Genomic DNA, 26,794 nt, shown 5'->3' on the forward strand with positions numbered 1-26,794 from the left:
CACAGCACCGTCACGAGCAAGCCCAGCTTCCACCTTCACGAGCGAGTATCCCCAGCAGCAAGCCCCACCCACCAGGTATAGCCGGACGGCCGTTCACTCCGGCGGCGTGAAGGTGGTCGTGCGTTTCAGGCCCGCTGCCCGGCCCTTTTCCGCGATGACCACCGCCATTTTCGCGCTGGCCTCGTCGATCATCTCGTCGCCGAGCATCACCGCGCCGCGGGCGCCGCCGGCGGCGGAGGTGTGGTAGGCGTAGGCCTCGAGGATGAGTTCGGCGTGGTCGTAGTCCGCCTGCCGGGGGCTGAAGATCTCGTTGGCCGCGTCGACCTGGCTCGGGTGCAGCACCCATTTTCCGTCGAAGCCCAGGGCGGCGGTGCGGCCGGCGGCGCGCCGGAAGCCGTCGATATCGCGGATCTGCAGGTAGGGGCCGTCGATGGCCTGCAGGCCGTGGGCGCGGGCGGTGAGCAGGATGGTCATCAGGATATGGTGGTAGGCGTCACCGGTGTCGTAGCCCTCGGGCTGCTCACCGACCACGAGCGTGCGCATATTGATGCTGGCCATGAAGTCGGCCGGGCCGAAGACCAGGGTCTGCACCCGGGGGCTGGCCGTGGCGATCTCGTCGATATTGCGCAGGCCCAGCGCGTTCTCGATCTGCGGTTCGATACCGATGCGGCCGGGTTCGAGTCCGTTGGCTCGTTCCAGCTGGCTCAGCAGCAGATCCAGCGCGCGCACCTGACCGCCGTCGGTGACCTTGGGCAGCAGGATCGCGTCGAGTGCGGTACCGGCGCCGTCGACCACCGAGATCACATCCGCGTAGGTCCACTGCGTGGTCCAGTCGTTGACCCGCACCACCCGCAGCTGCCCACCCCAGCCCGAGTCGTTGAGGGCGGCCACGATATTCGCGCGGGCCGCGGCCTTGGCCTCGGGTGCGACCGCGTCTTCGAGGTCTAGAAAGACCTCGTCGACCGGTAGGCCCTTGGCTTTGGCGATCATCTTGGGATTGCTGCCCGGCACGGCGAGCACGGAACGGCGCGGCTTCATCAACTCTCCTGGGGGTCGGCCCGGTCCGGCCCCGGAACATCTAGCCTGGCACCCATGGCAGCTACCAGGGTGTATATCGCCAGGCTGACCGGCCTGGCGGTGCTGGGGCCGGACGGCGAGTCTATCGGCCGTGTTCGCGACGTGGTGGTCGCCGTCCGGTACGACCGGCAAGAACCGCGTGTCCACGGCCTGGTGGTGGAGTTGCCGACCCGTCGCCGGATCTTCGTCCCGATGCTGCGCGTCACCGCCGTCGAACCCGGCTCGGTGAACCTCAACACCGGCAATGTGAGCCTGCGGCGTTTCGCGCAGCGTCCCGGTGAGGTGCTGGCCATGGCGCAGATCGTCGACTCGGCGGTACGCGTGGACGATCCCGATCTGCCCGATCTGGCGGGGGTCGATGTGTACGTGGTGGATCTGGGGATGACGCTCACCCGCACCCGGGACTGGCGGGTGTCGCGGGTCGCGGTGCGCGGGCACCGCCGGCTCGGGCGGCGGCGTACCGTGCATGTGGTCGACTGGGCTCGGGTGGAGGGCCTCACACCGTACGAGCTGGGGCGGCCGGGTCAGGATGTGAGCACCCTGCTCGAGCAGTTCGAGGGTCAGCGCGCCGCCGATGTCGCGCTTCTGTTGCGCGAACTGCCGGAGAAGCGGCGGCTGGAGGTCGCCGTGGCGCTCGACGACGAACGGCTCGCCGATGTGGTCCAGGAGTTGTCCGGCGACGATCAGCTGGAGCTGCTGGGCAAGCTCGATATCGGGCGCGCGGCCGATGTCCTCGAGGCCATGGATCCCGACGACGCCGCCGACCTGCTGGGCGGGCTGCCGGAGAACGAGGCCGAATCGCTGCTGACGCTGATGGATCCGGAGGAATCGGAACCGGTGCGTCGCCTGCTCGAGCACTCCCCGGATACCGCGGGTGGGCTCATGACGCCGGAACCGGTGGTTCTGACGCCTTCGACGACCGTCGCGGAGGCGCTGGCCCGGGTCCGGGACCCCGACCTGACGCCCGCGCTGGCCTCGATGGTTTTCGTTGTGCGGCCGCCGACTGCGACGCCGACCGGGCGGTATCTGGGATGCGTGCACCTGCAACAGTTGCTGCGGGAACCGCCCGCCCATCTGGTGGGCGGGCTCCTGGACACCGATCTGACCACTCTCCGCCCGGAGGCCCCGCTCACCGCGGTGGCCCGCTATTTCGCCAGCTACAACCTGGTGTGCGCGCCGGTGGTGGACGAGCAGAATCATCTGCTGGGCGCGGTGAGCGTGGACGACGTACTGGATCATCTGCTGCCGCGGGATTGGCGTGCGGACGAGCAACTGTTCGAGGGTGTACGGCAGTGACGGACAAGAGCACCGCGAGCCGGGCGGCGGCAGCCGCCCGGCAGCGGCTGGAGACACCGGTGGAATCCCGGTTCCGATTCGATTGGGACGCCGAGGCGTTGGCGCGCGGCAGCGAACGCATCGCCCGGTTCCTGGGCACCGGACGCTATCTCGCGTTGCAGACGGTGCTGGTGATCGTCTGGATCGCGTTGAACATCTTCTTCGTCGCGCTGCGCTGGGACCCCTATCCCTTCATTCTGCTGAATCTGGCCTTCTCCACCCAGGCCGCCTACGCCGCGCCGCTGATCCTGCTGGCGCAGAACCGGCAGGACAACCGCGACCGGGTATCGCTGGAAGAGGACCGGTTACGGGCGGCCCAGACCAAGGCCGACACGGAATTCCTGGCGCGCGAACTGGCCGCCCTGCGGCTGGCGGTGGGCGAGGTGGCCACCCGCGACTATCTGAGGCGGGAACTGGACGAGATCCGCGACGCACTCGACCGCCTCGAATCGGCGGCGGGCGTGGGTCCGACGCGCCCGGAAAAGTCTGCCAAGCCGAAACGCAAGAAAACCTCCGGTCACAAGCCGGTTACGGGCTCTGTTTCGTCGCCTGTCGCGGACGAATGACCGGAAATCAGCAATATGCTCCTGACCGGTAGGTAACCTGGATCACGTTGTCCCGAGCACGCCGTCCGGGAATGTCCGGGACGGTTGCTCACCTGTGACATAGAGGAATGGTGGAGCCGAATGCGGATACCTACCCCTGTGGCAATGTCGGCTCTGGTCATGGCGGGCCTGGTAGCGAGCGGTTCGGCCGCCCACACCACCTTCTCGTCGACTCCCCCGGAGGCTCCCGGGGCTCGGCTCACCGCCGATTCCGATCGTTCCGAAGACCCGGACGTGACCACCGACGCGCCACTGCCCCAGACACTCGGAATGTTGCCGGTCGAGCGCTCGACACCTCGGAAACTTCGCGCACTCAGCCCCTCCCCTGCCGACGGCATCCCGCCCTTCGGTGGCATCGTCCCGCTGCAGACCATCGACCTGCCCCGCGGGGGCGGCGCGCTCGGCATTCCGGAGATCGTGCTCGCGGCCTATCGCAATGCCGAACTGGCCCTGCAGTCCTCGACACCGGGCTGCGGTGTCACCTGGAATCTGCTGGCCGGGATCGGCCGGATCGAATCCGGCCACGCGAGCAACGGCCGTACGGACGCTGCCGGTACCACCAACCCGCCCATTTTCGGTCCGGCACTGGATGGTTCGCTGCCCGGCAACGAAGTCATCCGCGCGGCCGACGGCGGGTACGTCCGGGCGCTGGGACCCATGCAGTTCCTGCCGAGCACCTGGTCGCGCTACGCCGCGGACGGCAACGCCGACGGGCGTGCCGATCCGCACAATGTCTTCGACGCCGCCCTCGGCGCCGGGAAGTACCTGTGCTCGGGTGGCCTGAATCTGCGTGACCCACAGCAGGAATTGCGGGCGGTGCTGCGCTACAACAACTCCATGTCGTATGCGGCCGATGTGCTGAGCTGGTCGGCGGCCTACCGGACCGGCGGCCGGCCGGCCCCGGTCACCGTCTCGCCCGATCTGGTTCCGCCGGGCAGCGCCCCGACCGAATTCCCGCCCGGCCCAACGGATCTGCTGGCCGCGCAGACCGAGAACCAGGTCCCGCCGCCCCCGCCCTCGCTGCCGGCGCAGACGCCGCGGCCGGCACCCATGATCCGGATCCCGGGCCTGCCGCCGATTCCCTGCGGGCTGCTGTGCCCGCCCGCTCCGGGCGCCCCGAAGGTCGGCGAGGCGCTGCCCGATCCGGCGCCGGTCGTTCCGGACGGACCCGCGGGCCGTACCGGTCCGGCAGCTCCGGCCCCCGCTCCCGGAGACCCGGCGGCACCGGAGCCCGGCGGCCCGTCCGCACCGGCGCCCGGCGAGAACCAGAACCCGCCCGCCCCCGCACCTGCACCTGCACCGCCGGCGCCACCGTCGATCACGCTCCCGGGCGGAATCGTCATCCCGCTGCCGATGGGGCTCGTCCCGGCTCCCGTGGTGGCTCCGCCCGCGCCGGCGGATACCGCCCCGGTAGCTCCCGAACCTGCGACTCCGGCGGCTCCTCAGGCGCCTGCTCCACCCGCCTGAACAGGCGTTTCCATCGGACGCGCGGTAGCCGCACCCACGCCGGAAAGGCGGGCCCGGACACCGGCCGGGCCCGCCTGCCGGTGCGCCCGGCCGGGCGGGCGGGAACCGAGTTCCGAAGCGGCGCCGCCGCTTCCCATTCCCATCCGCGCGGAAATAATGGTCACGGAGGAGTAACAAACAGATCTCGGATGCGGTATGGTCGACGCAACAGGTCACGGACCGGCAACGAACCACTCGTGACCGCAGGCTGTGCGTTGAGATGAAGGGCTTGAGTACGTGGGGCGTCACCGTAAACAGCAACCTGCCACCGTTTCCCGTAGCTCGGTGATCGCACTCACCGGGCTGGTTCCGGCCGGAGTCGTGGCCACCAATGCCGCCGCGGCAGTGGTCACCGATCCGACCGCGGCCTCGGTGGCCATGCAGGTCTCGGCACTCGGCGCCGCCCCCGCGCAGGCCGCCGCCCCCGCCGCGGTCGACCCCACCGCAATGCACGCCATGGCCAAGCAGTCGCCCGAGGCACGCGTCGAGGTCAAATCGGTCGCGCTGGATCCGAACCGCCCCCGCAACGATCTCCCCGTGGCCGCGTCCGGTATCCCCGGTATCGCCGAGGCCGCCTATATCGGCGCCGCGGAGATCCTGGCCGACGAGAATCCCGACTGCAATATGCCGTGGACCATGCTCGCCGGTATCGGCCGGGTCGAGTCCACCCATATGAACAACGGCCGGGCCGATGCCGACGGTAATGCCCTCGCCCCGGTGTTCGGCCCCGTGCTGGACGGCAGCCTGTCGGGCAACAATGTCATCCACGATTCCGACGGCGGCGCACTGGACGGCTTCAGCGGCTACGACCGCGCCGTCGGCCCCATGCAATTCCTGCCGGAGACCTGGACCAGTTTCGCCGCCGACGGCAACCGCGACGGCATCTCCGATCCGCAGAACTACTACGACGCCACCCTGACCGCCGGCAAATACCTGTGCTCCGGTGGCCTGGACATGAGCGATCCCGCCCAGCAGACCAGGGCGATCCTGCGCTACAACAACTCGATGGCCTACGTGGCGAACGTGATGGCCTGGGAGCAGTCGTACCAGACGGGTATCGCACCGCGGCCCGCGGAACTCCCCAAGATCTGACCGCACTACCATCGGCGGTATGCCAGTGGTAACGGAAGCGGAGGTGCGGGGCGCTCTCGCGAAGGTCGACGACCCGGAGATCCGCAAACCGATCACCGAACTGGGCATGGTGAAGAGCATCCGGATCGAACCGGACGGCAATGTGCATGTCGAGGTCTACCTGACCACCGCCGGCTGTCCGTTGCGCACCGAGATCACCCAGCGGGTCAGTACCGCGGTCGCCGACGTCCCGGGCGTGGGCGCGGTCTCGGTCGATCTCGATGTGATGAGCGACGAGCAGCGCACCGAACTGCGCAAACAATTGCGCGGTGACTCCGCCGAGCCGGTCATCCCCTTCGCCCAGCCCGGTTCGCTGACCCGCGTGTACGCGGTGGCCTCCGGAAAGGGCGGCGTCGGTAAATCCAGTGTGACGGTCAACCTGGCGGCGGCACTCGCCGCCCGCGGCCTCTCCGTCGGAGTCCTCGACGCCGATATCTACGGCCACTCCATCCCGCGCATGCTCGGTACCGACGCCCGGCCGACCCAGGTCGAGCGGATGATCATGCCGCCGGTCGCGCACGACGTGAAGATGATCTCGATCGCGCAGTTCACCAAGGGCAACACCCCGGTGGTGTGGCGCGGCCCCATGCTGCACCGGGCACTCCAGCAATTCCTCGCGGATGTGTTCTGGGGCGATCTGGACGTCCTGCTGCTGGATCTGCCGCCCGGCACCGGTGATGTGGCGATCTCCATCGCCCAGCTGATCCCCAACGCCGAGATCCTGGTCGTCACCACCCCGCAAATCGCGGCTGCCGAGGTCGCCGAGCGTGCCGGCGCCATCGCACTGCAGACCCGGCAGCGGATCGCCGGTGTGGTGGAGAACATGTCCTGGCTGGATCTGCCCGACGGCACCCGGATGGAGTTGTACGGGTCCGGCGGCGGTCAGGCGGTGGCCGACCGTCTCACCCGGGCGGTGGGCGCGGAGGTGCCGCTGCTGGGTCAGATCCCGATCGAACAGGCGCTGCGGGAAGCCGGTGACGAGGGCACGCCCATCGTGCTGAAGGATCCGGAGAGCCCGTCGGCCGTGGCCCTGCGCGGAGTGGCGGACAAGCTCGCGGTCCGCCGGCGCGGTCTGGCCGGAATGTCGCTGGGTATCGACACCACCCGTCATCTCTGAGCGCACATAGACTCGGTCCATGCTCACCCTGCTGCTGTACGTCGTGATCGTCGGTTTGGTGGCCGCAGTCCTGTTCCTCCTGGCCAGCGCCCTGTTCGGGCGGTCGGAGGAGTTGGGCCCGCTCCCCGAGGGCACCACGGCGACGGTGCTACCGGTGGAGGGCATCACCGGCGCGGATGTCCGGGCGCTGCGCTTCCAGCAGGTCGTCCGCGGATACAAGGCCGGCGAGGTCGACTGGGCGCTGGCCCGGCTGGCCGCCCGGATCGATGAGTTGCAGGGTCAACTCGCCGAGGCCCGCGCGGCCGATGCCGCCTCGCAGCACGGTCCGGAGCAGCCGTGACCGGCTCCGTGGCGACCGACACGCTGATCCGTTGCCCGTGGTCGGTGGAATCGCAGCTCTACCGGGACTACCACGACCAGGAATGGGGCCGGCCGCTGCACGGGGACGACGCCCTGTTCGAGCGGCTGTGCCTGGAGGCGTTTCAGTCCGGCCTGTCGTGGATCACGATTCTGCGCAAACGACCCGCGTTCCGGGCGGCGTTCGCCGGATTCGCCATCGACCGGGTCGCGGAGTTCGGCGACGCGGATCGCGAACGTCTGCTCGCCGATGCCGGCATTGTGCGCAATCGCGCGAAAATAGACGCGTGTATCGCCAACGCGAAAGTCGCGCGCGAACTCGATATCGGACTCGACGAATTGCTGTGGTCCTTCGCGCCGCCGTCGCGACCGCGTCCGCGCGCATTGCCCGATATTCCGGCGACGACGCCCGAATCCATCGCACTGGCAAAAGAATTGAAGCGGCGCGGTTTCCGTTTCGTCGGGCCCACCACCGCGTACGCGCTCATGCAGGCCACCGGTATGGTCGACGATCACTTGGCCGAATGCTGGGTCGATACCCGGCCCACCGCGGTCGGCTGACCGATCACATTTGGACGTCGAGTGTCCGTCATCTCATGCGATAGGGAAGAATGGACCGAGTGCGGTCCGTCGTCTCAGCCGACGGACCGCCCGGTTGGCGACAACCGGAGTTCCGAGCAAGTGCGCAGCATACAGCGCAGATCTGGAGGGAGCAGAGGATGGCGGCCATGAAGCCCCGTACCGGGGACGGTCCCCTCGAGGCAACCAAGGAAGGCCGTGGGATCGTCATGCGGGTCCCACTCGAGGGTGGCGGGCGTCTGGTCGTAGAACTCACGCCGGACGAAGCCGCGGCACTCGGTGACGAATTGAAGAGTGTCACCGGCTAGACAGGTAGCCGAACAATCGGCGCTCGCCGCGGTCGCCGAGGTACTGAGCTGCCCCGAATGCGACCGCGGCCTGTCGTCCGCGCCGGGCACACTACGCTGCTCGCGCGGGCACAGTTTCGATATCGCCCGGCAGGGCTATATCAGCCTGCTCACCGGTGCCGCCACCAAAATGACCGGTGACACCGCCGCCATGCTCGACGCGCGGGCGGCATTTCAGGGCACCGGAAATTTCGCTCCGATCGCCGACGCCGTCGCGGCGGCCACGGTGACCGCGCACGATACCGGCGCCGGCGGGCTCATCGCGGATATCGGTGCGGGCACCGGCTACTACCTGGCGCGAGCTCTCGACGCGGTCCCGGCGGCCCGGGGGATCGCCTTGGATATCGCCAAACCGGCCGGCCGCCGGTGCGCCCGCGCCCATCCGCGCGCGGCCGCGGTGGTGGCCGACGCCTGGCGGGGCCTGCCGCTGCGCGAGCACACGCTCACCACCGCGCTCTCGATATTCGCTCCGCGCAATCCGGACGCCGTGGCCCGGGCCCTCGGTCCGGGCGGGCGCTATATCGTCGTCACACCCACGGACCGGCACCTGGCCGAGCTCATCGATCCGGTCGGCATGGTCACCGTCGACCCAGCGAAGGACCGTCGTCTCGCCGAGGCCATGACCGGCCGCTTCACCCGGACCGATCGCCGCACGGTCGAGTATGCGATGACGCTCTCCCGCGCCGATATCGCGAACCTGGTGGCGATGGGACCGTCCGCGCACCACGCCGACGACGCGACGGCCCGGATCGCCCGCCTGCCCGATCCCATCGAGGTCACCGCGTCGGTCACCGTCGGCATCTACACTCCGACCTGACCTCACCGGCCACTCGCCGCCGCGGTGAGAACGGGGCAATCCCCCTGGCACAGCGGGCAATCCACTCGCGACATCGGCCTGATCGCCGAGTAACACCGTCCTGATGTCCTTGTCCTATGCGGATACCGACATTCGGCAAACGGAAAGACACCGGCACCACCACCATCTACGAGCAGATCGGCGGCCATGAGGCGCTCGAAGCGGTCGTCGCCGATTTCTACACCAGGGTCCTCGCCGACGCGGAACTGGCCGGTTTCTTCAGCGGGACGAACATGTCCCGGCTCCGGGGCAAACAGGTGGAATTCTTCGCCGCGGCACTGGGCGGCCCCGAACCCTATTCGGGCGCGCCGATGAAACAGGTGCATCAGGGACGCGGGATCACCATGCACCATTTCACCCTGGTGGCCGGGCACCTGACCGATTCACTGACCGCGGCCGGCGTCGGCGAGGAGACCGTCGCGCAGATCATCGCGGCCGTCGCCCCGCTGGCCGACGACATCACCTCTGGGTCCTCCTCGGCCTGACGGCCGGCGAGAGGCTCAGCGTTTACAGACGGTGTGGTACACGGCCAGGGTCTGCTCGGCGATCCGGTACCAGTCGAATTCTGCCCGGGCGCGGCGACGGCCCGCCGCGCCCAGTTCGGCCGCGCGCGCCCGGTCCAGCGCCAGCTCGTTGATCGCGGCCGCCAGCGCGCGCTCGTAGGCGCCGGTCGCCCCCGCCTCGAAATGCACCAGCCGGCCGGTCCGCCCGTCCGCGACCACCTCGGGGATTCCGCCCACATCCGAGGCGATCACAGCGGTAGAACAGGCCATGGCCTCCAGGTTCACGATCCCCAGTGGTTCGTAGACCGACGGGCAGACGAACACTTCGGCCGCCGCCAGCAGCTGCCGGATCTGTTCGGTGGGCAGCATCTCCCGGACCCAGAACACATTGCCCCGGCGGCGGTGCAACCCGGACACGGCCTTCGCGACCTCGGCCTCCAGTTCCGGCGTGTCCGGCGCGCCCGCACACAGGACGAGCTGGATCTCCGGGTCGATCTCGCGCGCCGCGCCCAGCAGATGGCCGACGCCCTTCTGCCGGGTTATCCGTCCGACGAACACCGCCAGCGGCCGGTCCGCCCGCACACCGAGTTCGTCGAGGATTCGGCGGCTACCGGGCTCCGGCGGGCCGGGATGCCAGACGTCGGCGTCGATCCCGTTGCGTACGACGTGCACCCGGGTGGGGTCCAGCCCGGGATAGGCGTCGAGTACGTCGCGGCGCATCCAGTCGCTCACCGCGATCACCGCGTCGGCGTGTTCGAGCGCATTGCGTTCCGACCAGGACGAGAGCCGGTATCCACCGCCCAGCTGTTCGGCTTTCCACGGTCGCCGCGGTTCCAGCGAATGGGTGGTGACCACGTGCGGGATCCCGTAGAGGGTGGCGGCCAGATGCCCCGCCAGCCCCGAATACCAGGTGTGCGAATGGACCACGTCGGCCGCGCCGACCGCGTCGGCCATCCGTAACTGTGCCGACATCATCCGGAGGGCGGGATTGGCGCCGTCGAGGGCCGGATCGGGGCCGTGCACCTGTGCGGTGTCGCGCGGTACTCCCATGCAGTGCACGGTCACCGCGCTCATCCGCCGTAACCGGGCCGCCAGTTCGGTCACGTGGACGCCCGCGCCCCCGTAGACCTCGGGTGGAAACTCTCGGGTCAGCATGGCCACCCGTAGCTCGTCGGCCGCGGACAACTCGGCCGCGCCGCTGGAACCGGAACTCACGAATTCACGGTAGCCGCCGAGCGGTCGATGCCCGCCGACCACCTCGTTCGGTAGTTTGGCACTGTGAGGAGCCAGCCGCACGTACTAGGAATCGTGCTCGCCGGTGGCGAGGGCAAGCGACTCTTTCCGTTGACCGCCGACCGGGCCAAGCCGGCCGTCCCCTTCGGCGGCGCCTACCGCCTCATCGACTTCGTGCTCAGCAACCTCGTCAATGCCGGTTTCCTCCGGATCTGTGTGCTCACCCAGTACAAATCGCATTCACTGGACCGGCATATCTCCCAGACCTGGCGGCTGTCCGGTTTCGCCGGTGAATACATCACCCCGGTCCCCGCCCAGCAGCGACTCGGGCCGCGCTGGTATACCGGCAGCGCCGACGCCATCATGCAATCGCTGAATCTCATCTACGACGAGGATCCCGATTACATCGTGGTCTTCGGCGCCGATCACGTCTACCGGATGGACCCCGAACAGATGGTGGCCCACCATATCGACTCCGGGGCCGGGGTCACGGTGGCCGGTATCCGGGTGCCGCGCAGCGAGGCGGGCGCTTTCGGCTGTATCGATTCCGACGAATCCGGCCGCATAATCGGTTTCCTGGAGAAACCGGCGCATCCGCCCGGTATCCCCGACGACCCGAATTCGACCTTCGCCTCGATGGGCAACTATGTGTTCACCACCAAAGTACTGGTGGATTCGATCAAGGCCGACGCCGAGGATTCCGATTCCGACCACGATATGGGTGGTGACATCATTCCCAGCCTGGTCTCGGCCAGCCAGGCGTCGGTCTACGATTTCGCCGACAACGAGGTGCCCGGCGCCACCGACCGCGATCGCGGCTACTGGCGCGACGTCGGCACCATCGACGCTTTCTACGAAGCCCATATGGACCTGGTGTCGGTGAACCCGGTGTTCAACCTCTACAACCGGCACTGGCCCATCCGGGGTGCGGCGGAGAATCTCCCGCCGGCGAAATTCGCGCAGGGCGGCCTGGCCCAGGAAACGATTGTCGGGGCGGGCAGCATCCTGTCCGCGGCGACCGTCCGCAATTCGGTGCTCAGCGCCAATGTGATGGTCGACGACGGAGCCACCGTCGAGGGCAGTGTGCTGATGCCCGGGGTCCGGATCGGGCGGGGCGCGGTGGTCCGGCGCGCGATCCTGGACAAGAACGTCATGGTGTCCGAGGGCGAGATCATCGGCGTGGATCTGGAGCGGGACCGCTCCCGTTTCGCGATCAGCAACGGCGGTGTGGTGACCGTCGGCAAGGGCACCTGGGTCTGACCGATACGCCAGGTGCCCCCTCCCTACGGAAGGGGGCACCGCACAGACCGACAGGTCAGCGGACGTCGCGTCCCCGCACCCCGGCGAGTCCGGCCGCGAGCAGTACCGCGGCGATCACGGTGACCGCGACGAGCGGAGTCGCGGTGAACTCCGATCCCGGCACCTTGGGCGCGTGACTGAACGGTTCCAGGTCGCGGAACCACTGCGGCGCGCCGGAGAACGAACCGAGCAGGAACACCGCGATCGCAGCGGTGAGCAGCCCCCAGGCCACCGGAGTCCAGCGCGGTACCAGCCCGAACAGCGCCAGGGTCACCCCGGCGAAGAACCAGATCGCCGGAAGCTGGACCAGCGCCGCGGCCACCACACCGGGCAGTTCCCCGCCGATATCGTCCTTGGCGAGACCGTAGGCCACGCCACCGAGCAACCCGGCGGTCAGCATGATCACCACGGGCCCGCCCAGCGCGAACACCAGATGGCTGCCGGCCCAGCGCAGCCGGCCCACGGCACCGCTGAGCACCGATTCGGCCTGATGGCCGTTCTCCTCGCCGAACAACCGCAGTGTCGCCGAGACGGCGTACGCCGCGCCCGCGACCCCGAGCATGGTGAAGGCGTAGGAGATGAACGAATCCTCGATCGATTCGGAGCCGCCCATCCGGGTGATCAGATCGCGCAGCGTCTCGTTCTCGGCGAAGCTGTCCCCGATCCCCGCCACCACGCTGCCGATCACCAGGCCGTAGAGACCGACCCCGATCGTCCAGGCCAGCAGTGTGCCGCGTTGCAGCCGTACCGCCAGGCCGAACGGTCCGGCCAGGCCCGCACCCGCTGCCGGTGCCCCCAGTCGTTCCGCGATGAGGCCCGCACCCACATCGCGGCGGCGCAGCAGCAGATAGGCGACGGCCATCAGCACCACCAGCAGGGCCAGGTGCAGCGCCAGAACCCACCAGCGATCACCGGCGTACGGCCGCACCTGCAACGACCAGCCCTGCGGGGACAACCAGGTCAGCGGACTCACCGGACCCGCCCCCGCCCGGGCGTCACCGATCGCCCGCAGGGTGAAGGTGACCGCGAGCACCGCGAACGCCAGTCCACGGGCCAGCCGCGCGCCGGTGCAGACCTGCGCCGTCACCGCGGCCACGGCCGCGAACACCATGCCGGATCCGGCCAGCGCGAGCCCGAAGGCCAGCGATCCGCTCGCCGGAACATCGGTCGCGCTCAGACTGACCGCACCGAGCAGTCCGGTGAGCAGTGCGCCGCCCAGCGCCAGGACGAGCGCGGCCGTCAGGTTCGCGTAGCGACCGACCGAGGTGGAGGCCAGGATCTCGCTACGCCCCGTCTCCTCCTCGGCCCTGGTGTGCCGGATGACGGTGAGGATGGTGGCCACCGCGATCAGGGTGTGGAACATCCCGGCCTTCCAGATGCCCACCGCGCCGATCGAGGTGTTGTAGATCGGGCCGTACATCGCCAGTTGTGCCGGGCTGGCCAGGATGGTGGCCGCGAAGGAGGCGCGATCGGCCGCGGTGGGATACACCGATTCGATACTGGCCACATAGACCCCGCCCAGCGGCAGGGACAGCAGCAGAATCCACAGCGGCGCCACGATCCGGTCGCGGCGCAGGTACAGCCGCAGCAGCCGGGCGGTCCCGGTGAATCCGGTGCGGCCGGGCCTCGTATGGAGCACGCTGTGCCGTGCTCCGGCGACGGCGGTCGTCATTTCCGCGCCTCTTCCAGTTCGCCGGCCTCCTGGCCGTTGATCGAGTAGTGCCGCATGAACAGCTCTTCCAGCGTCGGCGGGCGGCTGGTCAGGCTGCTGACGCCGGTATCGCCGAGGACGCGGATGAGTTCGGCCAGATGTTCGCCGTCGACCTGGCAGCGCAGCGTGTGGTCGTCCATGCTCACATCGGCCACCCCGGGCATGGCCGCGATATCACCGGGATCACCGGTGAGTTCGGCGGTGATGGAGGTACGGCTCAGATGCCGCATGGACGCCAGCGTGCCGCTCTCCACCGTGCGCCCGGACCGGATGATGGTGACCCGCTCGCACAGTGCCTCCACCTCCGAGAGGATGTGACTGGACAGCAGCACGGTCGCCCCCCGCTCGGCCGCCTCGGCGACACATTCCCGGAAAACCTGTTCCATCAGCGGGTCCAGGCCGGAAGTGGGCTCGTCCAGCAGCAGCAGCCGGGCGTGCGAGGAGAAAGCCGAGACCAGCGCGACCTTCTGGCGGTTGCCCTTGGAGTAGGTGCGTGCCTTCTTCCGGGGATCGAGTTCGTAGCGTTCGATCAGTTCGGCCCGGCGCGCGGTGTCGAGCCCACCGCGCATCGAGGCCAGCAGGTCGATGGTCTCGCCCCCGCTCAGCGACGGCCACAGGGTCACATCACCGGGCACGTACGCGATCTCGCGGTGGAGTGCCACCGCGTCCGCCCAGGGGTCGCGCCCCAGCATCCGCACCTCGCCGGAGGTGCGCGCCAGTAGGCCGAGCAGCACCCGGATGGTGGTGGACTTGCCGGCTCCGTTGGGGCCCAGGAATCCGTGGACCTCACCCTCGGATACTTCCAGGTCCAGACCGTCCAGTGCCCGGACCTGACCGAAGTGTTTGTGCAGATCCCGGATCCGAATTGCCGAAATCATCGTGTCTCCTCGTGGGACAGAGATAGAGCGTTGATGGAGAGGGTTCGCAGGCGCGGCGGATCGGACGCCGCGCCGGCTCAGTGCGCGTCGCCGGCGGTTCGTGCCGGCGTCGGCGTTTCTGGTGGGTGCGTAGCGGCCGCCTCCGCTCCGGCGTCCGGCGCGTCCGCGCGGCCGGCGGTCGGTGCGTCCGGCGTCGGCGGTGCGCCGGGCCCGGTCCGGGCCGCGGCGTCGGCCAGGAGGGTGTCGAGCATGGTCGAGTCGGGCAGCAACCCTTCGGTGAAGATCTCCAGGGCGGGCAGCAACATCTGGTCGCCGTACTCCCGCAGCGCCTGCCGGTAGTCGACCCCGCCCGAGTCCCCGGCATGCAGCTGGATGAACAACAGCATTCCGCCGCCGTTGATGGTCGCCAGATAGCGCGACATCGCTTTCAGGTCCCGCGGCCGCCGGACGGCCCCGGAGGCGATACCGGCTTCCAGGTACTGCTCGACATCCTCGACCATGTGCTCGAACATGGACACCGCCAGGTCGCCGCCGGCCTGGAAGCTGCGCATGATGTAGGCGATGACCGGGGCGAACTCCTCGATCTCGGCCAGCTGCTGCAGCAGATTCCCCGACGACGGCCGGTTCATATAGCTCATCTTCGATTCGCGGATCACCGCGCGCATATGGTCGTCGCATTCGCGCCGCAACCCGTCCTTGGACCCGAAATGGTGGTTGACCAGGCCGGGCGACACCCCTGCGGCCGCCGCGATGGCGCGTACCCCGACCCCGAAGCCCTCCTCGCCGAACAGCACGAGGGCGGCGTCCCGGATCCGGGCCCGCGTGTTCAGATCATCGCTTGAACGCATGTTCAATAGGTTAAACACACGTTCAATCATCGCGCAAGAGGGGGCGGCGTAGAGATTCCGTAAAGACATCCGGGGGCCGCACGCCACCCGGCGAAGAACACAGTAAATACCAGATCACGGCCGTAGATCAGCGCCGCCGTCCGCTGGGACCCAGCGGCCACTCGTGCCTCGGCGACAGGTCCCTGTCCGAAACGAGCCGGCCCGCCGGATCGCGCCGCACACCCGTCACCCCACCGGATCGGACCTCGACGCAGGCTTGCGCACCCCCAACGGGGCAACATCGCAGCAATACCGACGCTCGCACGGGAGAACGACCCGGTATGACCTTCGACGCGTCGTGGCACAGCCGGACGGACCGGCCGCGGGACGAGTACGGCCAGAGGAACCCAACCGGCAACAGCACCAGCCGTGTCCGCGGTGAGGTCTACCCCGCAGACCTCGGGCGGGGGTCACCCTCGGCGCCCGGTCGAGCGCCACGACGGCGACGACCGCAGCGACCGGACTCAGGCCCGGCGGGCCTGCCGCATTCAGGGCTCAGGTCCGGTCGGCCCGCTGCGCCCGGCTGTCGACACAGGTGCCGTCGAGCGCCGGACGACGAGGAGAGCAGGGCTCCCGCGGCGACCGATGTCAGCCGCGGCGCTAACCCTTGGACGCGCAGAGCAACCCGTCGCCGAGTGGGATGAGTACGCTGGTCAGGCCCGGATCCTCGGCCACGTACCGGGTGGCCGAGCGGACCGCCTGGGTCGCCGCGTCGCGATTCGCCGGGTCCGGCACCCGGCCGCCGAGCAACGCGTTGTGCAGCAGGACCGCCCCGCCGGCCCGCAGCAGCCGCACCGCCTCGGCGATGTACTGCGGATGCTCGATCGGCGAGGCATCCAGGAACACCAGGTCGTAGGCACCGTCGGCCAGCCGCGGCAGCACGTCCAGTGCACGCCCGTTGATCAGCCGGGTCCGGGCGAGCGGGATATCGGCGGCACGGAACGACTCCTTGGCCGCCCGCTGATGTTCGGGTTCGGAATCGATGGTGGTCAGCGTGCCGTCCTCGCGCATACCGTCGAGCAGCCACAATCCGCTGACCCCGGCACCGGTACCCACCTCGACCACCGCCCGCGCGTCCAGCAACTGCGCGTACATGCTCAGCAGCGCGCCGACCGACGGCGGCACCGGAGCCACGCCCAGCTCGGTGGCCCGTTCGCGGGCGCTGACGAGTACCTCGTCCTCGACGACGGATTCCTCCACGTAGGCGAGATTGAGCTCCAGGTTCGATGCCACGTCCAAGAGGCTATGCCAAACGCGGCGATGCTGGTCGCAACATTCTCAGGTGTCCCTCAGGATCCCCATAACCGCCCCACACCGGGAGGCGGAAGAGTGTGGGCTACGCAAGACCAGCCGACCGAGCACACCGCGACGGGAACAACGGAGTACCGATCCACCGTTGTACCCCATGAACGACGGCCCGAACAACGGGCCGCGTATTCGAGCTTACGCCTCGGTCCCGATCAGGAGGTTGTCACCATCCACATGGTCGATGCGGCACGCGAGTCCGCCACCTTGCCCGAACTGTCCCGGGCCGACCGCTCGGCGACCCCCGCCGGGCACGGCCTGCCGAGGCCGGAGGAATTCGGCCCGCGACCGTTTACCGGGCCGAATTCGGAGGTAGCCGCGCACCGCGACCCGGTGACCGAAGACCCCGCTCCACCGGACGCCCTGATGGAGGTGCCCGATATGTCCAGTACCGACGAGCGAGCCGAGGAATACGACGCCGCCCAGGCCGTGTTGGCCGATACGTCGTCCGAACTCGACAGCCTGCTGCCGCTCACCGGCACCGCCGCCTTCGATGCCACCGGCGACCGCACCGTGATGCCGACCTGGGACGAACTGGTCCGCGAACACGCCGACCGGGTCTACCGGCTGGCCTACCGCCTCTCCGGTGACGCGCAGGACGCGGAGGATCTCACCCAGGAGACCTTCATCCGGGTCTTCCGGTCCCTGTCGAACTACCAGCCCGGCACCTTCGAGGGCTGGCTGCACCGCATCACCACCAACCTCTTCCTGGACATGGTCCGGCGGCGCAGCCGTATCCGGATGGAGGCGCTACCGGAGGACTACGACCGGGTACCCTCCGACGGCCCCGGACCCGAGCAGGTCTTCCACGACGCCCGGCTCGATCCGGACCTGCAGTCCGCGCTGGACTCGCTGGCTCCGGAGTTCCGCGCCGCGGTCGTGCTCTGCGATATCGAGGGACTCTCCTACGAGGAGATCGGCGCGACGCTCGGCGTGAAACTCGGCACGGTGCGCAGTCGAATCCATCGCGGCCGGCAGGCACTGCGCGAGTATCTTGCGCATAATGGAGTCCAGGAGCGTTTCGCCGCCGAGGCGAGCTTCGGGTGATCCTGCGATCATGACGCCGGGATCACAGCAGTTTGTGATACCGGTCGGGAAGGATGGGCAGCGAATGAGTGGCGACTCCGAAACGCCCGGTCGTCGTTCCCCGCAGTTCCACTCCACCGAGCATCTGGCGAGCGAGGCAGTCGCCGCCTACGTCGATGGCGAACTGCGGATGAATCCTTATCTGCGTGCGGCCCAGCACCTTTCGGTGTGCCCGGAATGCGCGGCCGAGGTCGAGGCCCAGCAGCAGGCGCGGATCGCCCTGCGCCGTGCCTCCCAGGTCTCGATTCCCACCGGCCTGCACGACACGCTGTCCCGCATTCCGCTCGCCGAACCACCCAGCGGTGCACAATCGCAGAATTCGGCCGGAAATCAGCGTAACGAGGCGGTATTCGGCTTCACGAGCCAATCTTTCTCGGCAACCTTCGACAGCTTCCGGTGGTCGGTGTGGTGGCGCAAGTAGAGTTTGCCGCGTGAGTTCCGAACCGACGCAGAATTCCCCTGCCGATAACGCTGATTCGGCGGACGAAAACGGCACGACGCCCGACAACGGCACTCTGCGCCCGCCCGATGCGCCCGTGTTGGCTCCGCGGCCGGTCTACCGGCCCCATGTGGACTCACATACCGCGAACGTCTTCCGCCGGCCCTCGGGTCAATCCGGATCCTTCGCCGCACGCCCGGCCCGCCCGGACGCCGATCCCGCGACCCAGGTGGCCCCGAAAGGGCCGCCGCGCGCCGTGCTGGAGGAGGCCTTCGGCCGGCCACCCGGTTCCACCGAACTGCTCCAGCGCGATCCCGACGCCGATAACGAGCGCGAACCGGTAGCCGGCCCGGCCGATCCCTGGCGCGATCCGGATTCGGCGGCCCGCTTGGGCGCTCCGGCGCTCGCCACCCCGGCCGCGCGAGAACTCCCGCGCGCCGAACAGCTCTCCGCCCGGCAAGTGCTCTTCGGGTCCCGGGTCGCCCCCAAGGCGCTGCTGGCGCTCGGTGCGATCGCGCTGGCGATCGGCCTGGTCGGCGGCTTGGTCGGCCGGTTGACCGCGGAAACCGCCTCGACCCTGACCTCCCGCAAGGTCAGTCTCGAGCAGACCGACGGCGAGCAGCCGCACGGCCCGATCGCGCAGGTCGCCGACGCGGTATTGCCGTCGGTGGTGTCCATCCGCACCACGGTCGGCGACAACGGCGCCACCGGGTCCGGCGTGGTCATCGACGGCAACGGCTATATCGTCACCAACAACCACGTCGTCTCCATGGCGGCGCAGGACCAGTCCGGGCGCGCCCGGATCCAGATCACCTTCTCCGACGGCACCCGGACACCGGCCAATATCGTTGGCCGAGACCCCAAGACCGATCTCGCGGTACTCAAGGTAGATGTGAAAAATCTCACGGTCGCACAGCTGGGTAAATCGGATGACGTGCAAGTGGGAGACGCGGTGTTGGCCATCGGATCCCCGCTGGGCCTGAGCAAAACCGTCACCTCCGGTATCGTGAGCGCGCTGCACCGCCCGGTGAAACTCGAGGGCGAGGGCAGCGATACCAAAGCGGTGATCGACGCGGTGCAGACCGACGCGTCGATCAACCCGGGCAATTCCGGTGGCGCGCTGGTGGACGCGGACGGCCGGGTCATCGGGATCAACACCGCCATCCGCAGCGAGAGCGGCGGTTCGGTGGGCCTCGGCTTCGCCATCCCGGTGGACCAGATGACCCAGGTCGCGCAGACCCTCATCCGCGACGGGTCGATCCATCACCCGATGATCGGGGTGAGCGCCCGGCAGAAGACCGTCGCCAACGAAGTCATGAGCGGTGCCGAGGTAGCCGATGTGCAGCCGGGCGGCCCGGCCGCGAACGCCGGCATCGTCGAAGGCGATGTGATCGTCCGGATCGGCGACCGCGAAGTCACCAACCCCGACGAACTGGTGGTGGCGGTTCAGATGAACAAGATCGGCGAGTCAGTGAACGTCCAGCTCATTCGCGAAGGCCGGCAGGTGGACATCCCGGTGACGCTGGCCTCCGACTGATCCGCTGATCGCGGCGCCGGGTAGCCTGTAGGAGTGTTCAGCAGTATCGGGTGGGGCGAGATGCTCGTGCTACTCGTCGCCGCCCTCGTGATCCTCGGTCCGGAGCGCCTGCCCGGCGCCGCACGGTGGACTGCGCGCAGCCTGCGCCAACTTCGCGATTACGCCACCGGAGCGACATCGCAATTGCGATCCGAACTCGGGCCCGAATTCGAGGAGCTGCGTAAACCACTCGCCGACCTCCAGGAATTAAGGGGTATGTCACCGCGTTCGGTGGTGACGAAACATCTCCTGAACGGCGATGATTCCCTTTTCAAGGATCTCGACGGCGCCCTGCCGGACAGCAAGAATGTGCTGGGGACACACAGCGGGATGCCAGATTACCCTATGCCCAAGTTGGATAAACCCTTGGAGCGCAACGAACGTCCCCCGATCGATACCGACGCCACCTGATCGTCAACCAGGCTAGACGCAGTTCAGCGTCTCCCTGTCTAGACTTCGCACATGTCGGCCGATGACGTGGCGCGAATATTCGCGATCGAAGACAAAGTCGAGCGACTCAAGGCCGCCACCGAAGGTGTCGCAGCGGCTCAGCAGACCATCAACGAACTCACCCGGATTCGGCGCGCGGTGATCCGGGAGTTACACGCCGAGGGCTGGACTTTCGCGAGAATCGGTGCCGCAGCGGGCCTTTCCCGCGCCCGGATCCACCAGGTGAGCACGCAGGGCCCGGCGCCCGAGGGATTGTTCTTCGGGCACGGGCCGCTGACCCTGCTGGTCCCGGATACCCGCGCGGGCAGGCTGATCGGAGCCCCGGACCCGGCGGCGGCGCCCCGGCTGGCCGAACAGCTACGGGAACTCGGCTTCGCGGTCACCATCGAACCCTTCGCCCCGGGACGCCCGATCGATCTGCTCCGGGACGGCCTCATCGTGCTCGGCGGCCCGGAACTGTCGCCGAGCCTGCGGCATCTCATCGCCGCCGATCCACGCCTGCGCCGCGCTGTGGCGCGCCCCGGGGACGGCCGCCGCGGTATCGAGGATCGCGCCGCCCGGCGTATCTACCGGCCGGCCAGCCCGGAACCGCACGATATCGCCTATCTCGCACGGCTGCCGCGCCCGGACGGCCGCGGTTCGATCCTGGTTCTCGACGGCCTGCACCCACCGGGTTCGCTCGGTGCGGTACGGCTGCTGGCCACCCGGCTGGCGACCCTGCACGAACGAGCGGCCAACCGCCGCTTCTCCGTCCTGATCGGCGTCCGTTACGAGCGCACCACCGGCGAACCCGTGGACGCCGATCTGCTCACCCCCGTCTATCTCCACGAACCGGTGGATTCCCGCCCCCCGGCGGTACGCCAGCGTCGCTGATCGCGACACCGCGCCGACCGCGAAAGACCGGCGGCCGCTACCGCCGACACGCCGAAACACCGATAGCGACAGCAAATATTAGCTGGTCGAAGAATTGCTACTGTGGTGCGAAGTAGGCCGATTTCTATTACCGCGACCGGTTACCCGGGCCCGACGATTCGATAGCCATAGCATTACTCGGTATCCCCTGCGGTGCACAGTAGCGATTGTCGGCTCCGAAAGATAATTCGTGGAGGCTCAGGTGAACGCGTTGATCATCCTGGCGGTGGCCCTGGTCGCGGTGGGCTTGCTGATCACCCTCGTCCTGTGGCTACGCGCTCCACATTCCGCCGAAAGCGAGTACGTGACAGTCGCCGAACTCCGCGCGCGTCTGGACAACGAACAGGAACCCACCGAAGAGGAAACGGCCGAAGAGCCCGGCGAGGATCGACCGGAAACCGGCGGAACCGGGGCCGCCCCGGAACCGGCACACGACGCCGGCCGTCCCGCGGCGGCCGTCGTCACACCGCCCACAGTGACCGGGGCCGGACCCGACATTCCGCCCACCGCGGAATCCACGCCCGACACCGGCGGCGCCGAACCCGGAGGTTCCGGCCGGACAGCGAAGGAGCCCGGAGCCGAACCGCCCCCGGAAACCGGAGCCCTCGGCAACCCGGCGAAGAAGCCCGGAGACGAGCCGCCCCCGGAACCCGGAGAGGAACCACCGGCGGAAAAACCGGACCCGAACCACTGACGCCGGCGGGCGCCGCGGTGCGGGCCCGTCCGCTCATGCGGCCGCGACGTCCGGCCGGATGGTGTTCATCGGCGGCCGATCGACCAGATCCACCGCGGTGCTGTGCGGGGTGAACTCGTCCCCGATCAGCGGGAACTGGGTCAGCGCGGCCCCCGAATCCGGGACCCCGCTGCGCCCCAGCACCGTACCGAGAATCTGCCGGCTCATCACACCGAGATCGGCCAGCGGACGGTTGCGATGGGTACGAACCCCCAGGTTGACCTGTCCGATCGCGCCCAGGCCCAGCCGATCGTAGGTATCGAGCAGCAACCCGATCTCCACGCCGTATCCCGGGGCGAACGGAACCGCTGTCAGCAACTCCCGGGTCCCGGCGTACTCACCGCCCAGCGGCTGCAACACCTGGGCCAGCCCCGGCCGCAGCGCGGCCAGCAGAGGCCGGGCCACGAGCTCGGTCACCCGGCCGCCACCGTGTGCGTCGACCCCGCCGCCGTGCCGCAGCGGCCGCCGGTAGTAGGCCTTCACCAGATGCAGGTCGGGAGTGGTGAGCAGCGGGCCGAGCAGCTTCGGCACAAAAGCCGGGTCCGGGTCGATCAGATCGGAATCGACGAACGCCACCAGATCACCGGTGGTCACCGCCAGCGAACGCCACAGCACCTCGCCCTTACCCGGGGAAGGCTCCAGCTCGGGTACGGCCTGCTCCCGGGAGATCACCTCCGCGCCGGCCGCGCGAGCGCGGTCGGCGGTGGCGTCGGTCGACCCCGAATCCAGCACCACCAGCTCGTCCACCAGAGAGCCCAGCAGCGGACGGATACTCGCCACCACCTCGGCGACTGTTCTCTCCTCGTTCAGCGCGGGCAGCACCACCGATACGGTCCGGCCGGCCTTGGCGGCGACCAGATCGGTCACCGACCAGTCGGGGGCATCCCAGGTGTGGGTCGATGCCCAGTCGAGCTCGTGGTGGGGAAATTTCATACGAGACCTCGCAGAGTTCGCACGGGGGGCCGGATGCCCTGGATCGCGGCGATCATGTCCACGACGCGACGAGTCGCGGCGACCTCGTGCACACGGAAAACGCGAGCACCGGCCGCGGCCGACCATGCTGTTGCCGCCAATGTGCCCTCCAGCCGTTCGGAAAGTCCGACACCTAATGTCTCTCCGATGAAATCCTTGTTGCTCAGTGCCATCAAGACCGGCCACCCGCTTTTAACAAGAACGTCCGCTGCCCGCAACAGTGCGAGCCCGTGATAGGTGTTCTTCCCGAAATCATGGGTCGGGTCGATGAGAATCGAATCCCGGCGCACCCCCGCCGCCGCGGCCTGCTCCGCCGCCCGCACCACGGTATCGGTCACCTCCGCCACCACATCGGCGTACCGGACCCGATGCGGCCGGGTGCGCGGCACCGCCCCGCCGGTGTGACTGCACACGATCCCGGCCCCGGTCTCGGCCGCCACCGGCACCAACTCCGGATCCGCACCCGCCCAGGTGTCGTTGATCAGGTCCGCCCCCTCCGCCACCGCGGCCCGTGCCACCTCCGACCGCCAGGTGTCCACACTGATCAGCAGGCCGGGATAGGCCGCCCGGATCGCCGCCACGAACGGCACCACCCGCCGCGACTCCTCGGCCGCGTCCACATACTCTCCCGGACCCGCCTTCACCCCACCGATATCGACCAGATCGGCACCCTCGTCCACAGCCCGGGCCACCGCGGCCAGCGCGGCGGAATCACTGAAGGTCGCGCCCCGGTCATAGAAGGAATCGGGGGTGCGGTTCACAATGGCCATCACCAGCGCGCGATCCGTCGCGACGGTCCGGCCGCAGAGTGTCGGCAACGGCCGGACGGGCTCGAACATGAACTCAGTTTATGGCGTCACTTCCGGCGCCATGGTGCCAGGTAGTCGCGTCGCCCCCCGATCCGAACATCGAATGCCCACGCAACCCGCCTGCGTCGAGTTTTACGAGACACCTCAAAGGTTGAGGCCCGTCTCGCCCCTTGGCCGAAGGTGCTCGAAGGTCGCCCTCTATGGACGGCCCACCGCACATCGCATGAGCCGAAGGTTCGAGTCTCGAGGCCGAAACGGCGAGACCCAGGGGGCCTCAACCCCGCGCCGCCGCAGGCGGCGCCAAAAAACACAGCGCCTCCCCGAGCAGGCCCCCTCCTCACCTTCGCGGTCAGGACAGCCCGGTCCGCACACCCAACTACGCGGCTCATCGAGCCAACTACGCGGCTCATCGAGCCGTGGTGAGCCTGCGTCGTCCCTCTCGAACAGCCACCGGCCGCCCGGCCTCGGATCAACTCACCGATCGGAGTCTTTGCTCAGCGCCGCGAAGGCTTCGGTGAGATCGGGGGTGACCGTGACGCGGTCGAGGGCCGCCTGCGGGACGAAGCCGCGGTCGTGGAGTTCGGTGAGCCAGGTGAACAGTCCGCTGTAGTGCCCGGCGGGGTCCAGGATGGCCATCGGCTTGTTGTGCTGGCCCAGGTGGCCGCCGGTCCAGGTCTCGAAGAACTCCTCGAGGGTGCCGATTCCGCCGGGGAGGGTGAGGAAGGCGTCGGAGCGGTCCTCCATCACCTGTTTGCGCTGGCGCATCGTATCGGTGACGACCAGTTCGTCGGCGTCCACATCGGCCACCTCCCGGTGGACCAGGTGTTTCGGTATGACGCCGACCGTATTGGCGCCGCCGGCCCGGGCGGCGGTGGCCACCGCACCCATCATGGAGACGTGCCCGCCGCCGGAGACCAGTTGCCACCCGCGCCGGGCTATTTCGGTGCCGACCCGGGCGGCCAAGGCGAGCTGATCGGGGTCGGTGGTGCTGGCCGAGCAGTACACGCACACCGCGAAGGGCCGTGGAGTCACCATTCGTCCTCCGTACCGATCTTCTCGATGGTGGCGGCGCCCGGTTCGGACTCCTGGATGATGCGCACCACGTCCTCGACCGAGTCGGTGACGTGCAGCAGATCGATATCGCCCGGGGAGATACGACCGTCGGCGGCCAGGGACCCGCGTATCCAGTCCACCAGCGGCGCCCAGTAGCTGCTGCCGAACAGGATGATCGGGAACCGGGTGATCTTGCGGGTCTGCACCAGGGTAAGCGCCTCGAACAGTTCGTCCAGGGTGCCGTATCCGCCGGGCATACAGACGAAGGCCTGGGAGTACTTCACGAACATCGTCTTACGCACGAAGAAGTAGCGGAAGTTGATCCCCAGATCGACCCAGTCGTTGAGGCTCTGTTCGAACGGCAGCTCGATACCCAGTCCGATGGAGTAGCCGCCGGCCTCGGAGGCCCCGCGGTTGGCCGCTTCCATCGCCCCGGGACCGCCGCCGGTGATGACCGCGAAACCGGCGGTCGCCAGGGCCCCGCCCAGTTCCCGCGCGGCCTGGTACTCCGAGCTGCCGGGTTCGGTGCGTGCCGAACCGAAGACGCTCACCGCGCGCGGGACCTCCGCCAGGGCGCCGAAACCCTCGACGAATTCGGCCTGGATCCGCAGCACCCGCCACGGGTCGGTATGTACCCAGTCGCTGTCGCTGCGCTGATCGAGCAGATGCTGGTCGGCGGTGGTGCCTCGCGGGGTCCGTTCCCGGCGGAACATGATGGGCCCGCGGTAGCGGGTCTTGGGTTTGCCGGCCATCCCGGATTCGGCGGCGTCGGTTGACATGGCCGCAGTGTATTTGGCCCGCGGGCGCGCGCGGGGTCGAGGCCCCTCGGTGGACGGCCGGTCGGGTTCGAACCGTGCCGGCTCCGCAAGCGGCCGGCGATTCGCCGGAGTGCGCTAGGCCGGAGTGGTGAGATAGTGGCGCAGCATCTCTGTCACCGCGGTGATCTGGGCCAACGGGACGTGCTCGTCGCGTTTGTGCGCGAGGTTGGGGTCGCCCGGGCCGAAGTTCACGGCGGGGATACCGCGGGCGGCGAACCGGGAGACATCGGTCCATCCGTATTTGGCCCGCACGCCCGCCGACCCGTGCGCCCGCACGGTGTCGACCAGACCGCGCGCCGCGGGGGCGGTGAGACCGGGCAGCGCGCCGGGGGCCGCGTCGGTGACCTCCAGGTCGAGTTCGAGACCCGCGAACACCTCGCGCACGTGGTCGATCGCCTGCTCCACCGAACGGTCCGGGGCGAAACGGAAATTCACCTCGACCTCGGCCTCGTCCGGCACCACGTTGCCCGCGACCCCGCCGCCGGCACGGACCGCGGACAGCCCCTCGCGGTAGCGGCAACCGTCGATCTCGACCTCCCGGGCGCGGTACTCCGCGAGCCGCCCCAGGACCGGCGCCAACCGGTGGATCGCGTTGTCGCCGAGCCAGGAGCGGGCCGAATGCGCACGAACCCCGGTAGTCCGCAACCGAACCCGCAGCGTGCCCTGGCAACCGGCCTCGATCCAGCCGCCGGAGGGTTCGCCCAGGATCGCCAGATCACCGTCCAGCCATTCCGGCACTTCCCGCTCGATGGCGGTGAGTCCGTTGAATTCGGCGGAGATCTCCTCGCAGTCGTAGAAGATCAGGGTCAGATCGTGGGCCGGTTCGGCGACGGTGGCGGCCAGATGCAGGAACACCGCGTCGCCCGATTTCATATCCACCGAACCGCAACCGTAGAAGACCTCGGCGCCGTTCTCGGTGGTGAACCGGCCCGGCACATTGTCCGCGATCGGCACGGTGTCCAGATGCCCGGCCAGCACGACCCGGGTCGGCAGTCCCCGGTTCGTCCGGGCGAGCACCACATTGCCGCGGCGCAGCACCTCGAAACCGCTGGTCTGGGTACGCAGCGCAGTTTCCACGGCGGCCGTGATCGCGGCCTCGTCCCGAGAAACGCTCGGGATGTCGACGAGGGCCGCGGTGAGGGCGATGGGGTCGGCGTGCAGGTCGAGTGTCACAGCGTACGAGCGTAGAGGGGCCCCGCCGTATCGGACCGCCGGTGGGT

The 26,794-nt window shown here is 68.8% G+C and carries 28 protein-coding genes; 17 read left to right on the top strand and 11 right to left on the bottom strand.

Features of this window, described 5'->3' with window-relative positions; translation table 11 throughout:
* Positions 1-93: 93 nt before the first annotated feature.
* A complete protein-coding gene (locus NF4_RS15590) occupies positions 94-1,038 on the bottom strand; it encodes an HpcH/HpaI aldolase/citrate lyase family protein (RefSeq protein WP_063128067.1) in 945 nt (314 codons plus the stop codon).
* A gap of 54 nt (positions 1,039-1,092) precedes the next feature.
* Here NF4_RS15590 and NF4_RS15595 point away from each other — a divergent pair, with 54 nt between their 5' ends.
* The 10 genes from NF4_RS15595 (at position 1,093) to NF4_RS15635 (ending at position 9,395) form a co-directional block, all read left to right on the top strand.
* Positions 1,093-2,373, top strand: a complete 1,281-nt coding sequence (locus NF4_RS15595; protein WP_063128068.1) for a magnesium transporter MgtE N-terminal domain-containing protein — start codon at positions 1,093-1,095, stop codon at positions 2,371-2,373.
* Positions 2,370-2,978, top strand: a complete 609-nt coding sequence (locus NF4_RS15600) for a DUF1003 domain-containing protein (RefSeq protein ID WP_063128069.1) — start codon at positions 2,370-2,372, stop codon at positions 2,976-2,978. Before NF4_RS15595 ends, NF4_RS15600 begins: the two co-directional genes overlap by 4 nt.
* Before the next feature lie 144 nt (positions 2,979-3,122).
* Positions 3,123-4,484, top strand: coding sequence for a lytic transglycosylase domain-containing protein (locus NF4_RS15605; RefSeq protein ID WP_063814599.1), 1,362 nt, complete (start codon positions 3,123-3,125; stop codon positions 4,482-4,484).
* Positions 4,485-4,760: 276 nt separating this feature from the next.
* The gene (locus NF4_RS15610) at positions 4,761-5,615 is read left to right on the top strand and encodes a lytic transglycosylase domain-containing protein (protein WP_063128070.1); all 855 of its coding nucleotides are present in this window, start codon (positions 4,761-4,763) and stop codon (positions 5,613-5,615) included.
* Positions 5,616-5,634: 19 nt separating this feature from the next.
* Positions 5,635-6,771 (top strand): Mrp/NBP35 family ATP-binding protein, encoded by a 1,137-nt coding sequence (locus NF4_RS15615; RefSeq protein WP_063128071.1) that lies wholly within the window; start codon positions 5,635-5,637, stop codon positions 6,769-6,771.
* A 19-nt stretch (positions 6,772-6,790) separates the two neighbouring features.
* Positions 6,791-7,111, top strand: coding sequence for a DivIVA domain-containing protein (locus tag NF4_RS15620; RefSeq protein ID WP_063128072.1), 321 nt, complete (start codon positions 6,791-6,793; stop codon positions 7,109-7,111).
* The gene (locus tag NF4_RS15625) at positions 7,108-7,689 is read left to right on the top strand and encodes a DNA-3-methyladenine glycosylase I (protein WP_063128073.1); all 582 of its coding nucleotides are present in this window, start codon (positions 7,108-7,110) and stop codon (positions 7,687-7,689) included. The genes NF4_RS15620 and NF4_RS15625 overlap by 4 nt, the downstream gene beginning before the upstream one ends.
* A gap of 158 nt (positions 7,690-7,847) precedes the next feature.
* A complete protein-coding gene (locus NF4_RS36540; RefSeq protein ID WP_064484472.1) occupies positions 7,848-8,015 on the top strand; it encodes a DUF3117 domain-containing protein in 168 nt (55 codons plus the stop codon).
* Entirely contained in the window at positions 8,002-8,871 is an 870-nt protein-coding gene (locus NF4_RS15630; RefSeq protein ID WP_063128074.1) for a putative RNA methyltransferase, read from the top strand. The genes NF4_RS36540 and NF4_RS15630 overlap by 14 nt, the downstream gene beginning before the upstream one ends.
* Before the next feature lie 116 nt (positions 8,872-8,987).
* Entirely contained in the window at positions 8,988-9,395 is a 408-nt protein-coding gene (locus tag NF4_RS15635; protein ID WP_063128075.1) for a group I truncated hemoglobin, read from the top strand.
* A 15-nt stretch (positions 9,396-9,410) separates the two neighbouring features.
* Here the strand turns inward: NF4_RS15635 and glgA are convergent, their stop codons facing one another.
* On the bottom strand, positions 9,411-10,568 hold the full coding sequence (gene glgA / locus NF4_RS15640; RefSeq protein ID WP_063128299.1) for a glycogen synthase: 1,158 nt from the start codon (positions 10,566-10,568) through the stop codon (positions 9,411-9,413).
* A 123-nt stretch (positions 10,569-10,691) separates the two neighbouring features.
* On the opposite strand from glgA, the gene glgC reads away from it, so the two are divergent.
* Positions 10,692-11,906: a glucose-1-phosphate adenylyltransferase gene (gene glgC, locus NF4_RS15645; protein ID WP_063128076.1), complete on the top strand. Its 1,215-nt coding sequence runs from the start codon at positions 10,692-10,694 to the stop codon at positions 11,904-11,906.
* Positions 11,907-11,961: 55 nt separating this feature from the next.
* Here the strand turns inward: glgC and NF4_RS15650 are convergent, their stop codons facing one another.
* From NF4_RS15650 to NF4_RS15665, 4 genes are all read right to left on the bottom strand, one after another.
* On the bottom strand, positions 11,962-13,617 hold the full coding sequence (locus tag NF4_RS15650) for an ABC transporter permease (RefSeq protein ID WP_063128077.1): 1,656 nt from the start codon (positions 13,615-13,617) through the stop codon (positions 11,962-11,964).
* A complete protein-coding gene (locus NF4_RS15655) occupies positions 13,614-14,534 on the bottom strand; it encodes an ABC transporter ATP-binding protein (protein ID WP_063128078.1) in 921 nt (306 codons plus the stop codon). Before NF4_RS15655 ends, NF4_RS15650 begins: the two co-directional genes overlap by 4 nt.
* Before the next feature lie 77 nt (positions 14,535-14,611).
* Positions 14,612-15,382, bottom strand: a complete 771-nt coding sequence (locus tag NF4_RS15660) for a TetR/AcrR family transcriptional regulator (RefSeq protein ID WP_063814600.1) — start codon at positions 15,380-15,382, stop codon at positions 14,612-14,614.
* Between the two features lie 639 nt (positions 15,383-16,021).
* Complete coding sequence (locus NF4_RS15665; protein ID WP_396944596.1) at positions 16,022-16,654, bottom strand: O-methyltransferase; 633 nt, start codon at positions 16,652-16,654, stop codon at positions 16,022-16,024.
* Between the two features lie 453 nt (positions 16,655-17,107).
* On the opposite strand from NF4_RS15665, the gene sigE reads away from it, so the two are divergent.
* The 6 genes from sigE to NF4_RS15695 all read left to right on the top strand — a co-directional run bounded on the left by sigE (position 17,108) and on the right by NF4_RS15695 (position 21,883).
* Positions 17,108-17,773: an RNA polymerase sigma factor SigE gene (gene sigE / locus NF4_RS15670; RefSeq protein WP_063128300.1), complete on the top strand. Its 666-nt coding sequence runs from the start codon at positions 17,108-17,110 to the stop codon at positions 17,771-17,773.
* A 64-nt stretch (positions 17,774-17,837) separates the two neighbouring features.
* Entirely contained in the window at positions 17,838-18,233 is a 396-nt protein-coding gene (locus tag NF4_RS15675; protein ID WP_036514211.1) for a zf-HC2 domain-containing protein, read from the top strand.
* Between the two features lie 10 nt (positions 18,234-18,243).
* Entirely contained in the window at positions 18,244-19,788 is a 1,545-nt protein-coding gene (locus NF4_RS15680; protein ID WP_063128080.1) for a S1C family serine protease, read from the top strand.
* Between the two features lie 33 nt (positions 19,789-19,821).
* A complete protein-coding gene (tatB, locus tag NF4_RS15685; protein WP_063128081.1) occupies positions 19,822-20,238 on the top strand; it encodes a Sec-independent protein translocase protein TatB in 417 nt (138 codons plus the stop codon).
* Positions 20,239-20,289: 51 nt separating this feature from the next.
* Positions 20,290-21,150, top strand: coding sequence for a hypothetical protein (locus NF4_RS15690; protein ID WP_063128082.1), 861 nt, complete (start codon positions 20,290-20,292; stop codon positions 21,148-21,150).
* Between the two features lie 241 nt (positions 21,151-21,391).
* On the top strand, positions 21,392-21,883 hold the full coding sequence (locus tag NF4_RS15695) for a hypothetical protein (protein ID WP_063128083.1): 492 nt from the start codon (positions 21,392-21,394) through the stop codon (positions 21,881-21,883).
* A gap of 33 nt (positions 21,884-21,916) precedes the next feature.
* On the opposite strand, the gene NF4_RS15700 is transcribed toward NF4_RS15695, so the two are convergent.
* From NF4_RS15700 to dapE, 5 genes are all read right to left on the bottom strand, one after another.
* A complete protein-coding gene (locus NF4_RS15700) occupies positions 21,917-22,855 on the bottom strand; it encodes a glucosyl-3-phosphoglycerate synthase (protein WP_063128084.1) in 939 nt (312 codons plus the stop codon).
* Positions 22,852-23,733 carry a dihydropteroate synthase gene (gene folP, locus NF4_RS15705; protein ID WP_063128085.1) on the bottom strand — a complete coding sequence of 294 codons (882 nt, stop codon included), beginning with the start codon at positions 23,731-23,733 and terminating at the stop codon, positions 22,852-22,854. Before folP ends, NF4_RS15700 begins: the two co-directional genes overlap by 4 nt.
* A gap of 444 nt (positions 23,734-24,177) precedes the next feature.
* Positions 24,178-24,738: an LOG family protein gene (locus tag NF4_RS15710; RefSeq protein WP_063128086.1), complete on the bottom strand. Its 561-nt coding sequence runs from the start codon at positions 24,736-24,738 to the stop codon at positions 24,178-24,180.
* A complete protein-coding gene (locus tag NF4_RS15715; RefSeq protein ID WP_084533151.1) occupies positions 24,732-25,535 on the bottom strand; it encodes an LOG family protein in 804 nt (267 codons plus the stop codon). Before NF4_RS15715 ends, NF4_RS15710 begins: the two co-directional genes overlap by 7 nt.
* 114 nt (positions 25,536-25,649) lie before the next feature.
* Positions 25,650-26,747 (bottom strand): succinyl-diaminopimelate desuccinylase, encoded by a 1,098-nt coding sequence (dapE, locus tag NF4_RS15720; RefSeq protein WP_063128088.1) that lies wholly within the window; start codon positions 26,745-26,747, stop codon positions 25,650-25,652.
* Positions 26,748-26,794 lie beyond the last annotated feature (47 nt).

The sequence above is a fragment of the Nocardia fusca NBRC 14340 genome, assembly GCF_001618425.1.
Taxonomy (GTDB): Bacteria; Actinomycetota; Actinomycetes; order Mycobacteriales; family Mycobacteriaceae; genus Nocardia; species Nocardia fusca.

Bases quoted from the DNA above. Each gene is read 5' to 3' on its own strand.
- NF4_RS15590 (WP_063128067.1), bottom strand. From the start codon at position 1,038: ATGAAGCCGCGCCGTTCCGTGCTCGCCGTGCCGGGCAGCAATCCCAAG.
- NF4_RS15595 (WP_063128068.1), top strand. From the start codon at position 1,093: ATGGCAGCTACCAGGGTGTATATCGCCAGGCTGACCGGCCTGGCGGTG.
- NF4_RS15605 (WP_063814599.1), top strand. From the start codon at position 3,123: ATGTCGGCTCTGGTCATGGCGGGCCTGGTAGCGAGCGGTTCGGCCGCC.
- NF4_RS15615 (WP_063128071.1), top strand. From the start codon at position 5,635: ATGCCAGTGGTAACGGAAGCGGAGGTGCGGGGCGCTCTCGCGAAGGTC.
- NF4_RS15620 (WP_063128072.1), top strand. From the start codon at position 6,791: ATGCTCACCCTGCTGCTGTACGTCGTGATCGTCGGTTTGGTGGCCGCA.
- NF4_RS36540 (WP_064484472.1), top strand. From the start codon at position 7,848: ATGGCGGCCATGAAGCCCCGTACCGGGGACGGTCCCCTCGAGGCAACC.
- NF4_RS15635 (WP_063128075.1), top strand. From the start codon at position 8,988: ATGCGGATACCGACATTCGGCAAACGGAAAGACACCGGCACCACCACC.
- glgA (WP_063128299.1), bottom strand. From the start codon at position 10,568: ATGCTGACCCGAGAGTTTCCACCCGAGGTCTACGGGGGCGCGGGCGTC.
- NF4_RS15650 (WP_063128077.1), bottom strand. From the start codon at position 13,617: ATGACGACCGCCGTCGCCGGAGCACGGCACAGCGTGCTCCATACGAGG.
- NF4_RS15655 (WP_063128078.1), bottom strand. From the start codon at position 14,534: ATGATTTCGGCAATTCGGATCCGGGATCTGCACAAACACTTCGGTCAG.
- NF4_RS15660 (WP_063814600.1), bottom strand. From the start codon at position 15,382: ATGCGTTCAAGCGATGATCTGAACACGCGGGCCCGGATCCGGGACGCC.
- sigE (WP_063128300.1), top strand. From the start codon at position 17,108: ATGTCCAGTACCGACGAGCGAGCCGAGGAATACGACGCCGCCCAGGCC.
- NF4_RS15675 (WP_036514211.1), top strand. From the start codon at position 17,838: ATGAGTGGCGACTCCGAAACGCCCGGTCGTCGTTCCCCGCAGTTCCAC.
- NF4_RS15690 (WP_063128082.1), top strand. From the start codon at position 20,290: ATGTCGGCCGATGACGTGGCGCGAATATTCGCGATCGAAGACAAAGTC.
- NF4_RS15700 (WP_063128084.1), bottom strand. From the start codon at position 22,855: ATGAAATTTCCCCACCACGAGCTCGACTGGGCATCGACCCACACCTGG.
- folP (WP_063128085.1), bottom strand. From the start codon at position 23,733: ATGTTCGAGCCCGTCCGGCCGTTGCCGACACTCTGCGGCCGGACCGTC.
- NF4_RS15710 (WP_063128086.1), bottom strand. From the start codon at position 24,738: ATGGTGACTCCACGGCCCTTCGCGGTGTGCGTGTACTGCTCGGCCAGC.
- NF4_RS15715 (WP_084533151.1), bottom strand. From the start codon at position 25,535: ATGTCAACCGACGCCGCCGAATCCGGGATGGCCGGCAAACCCAAGACC.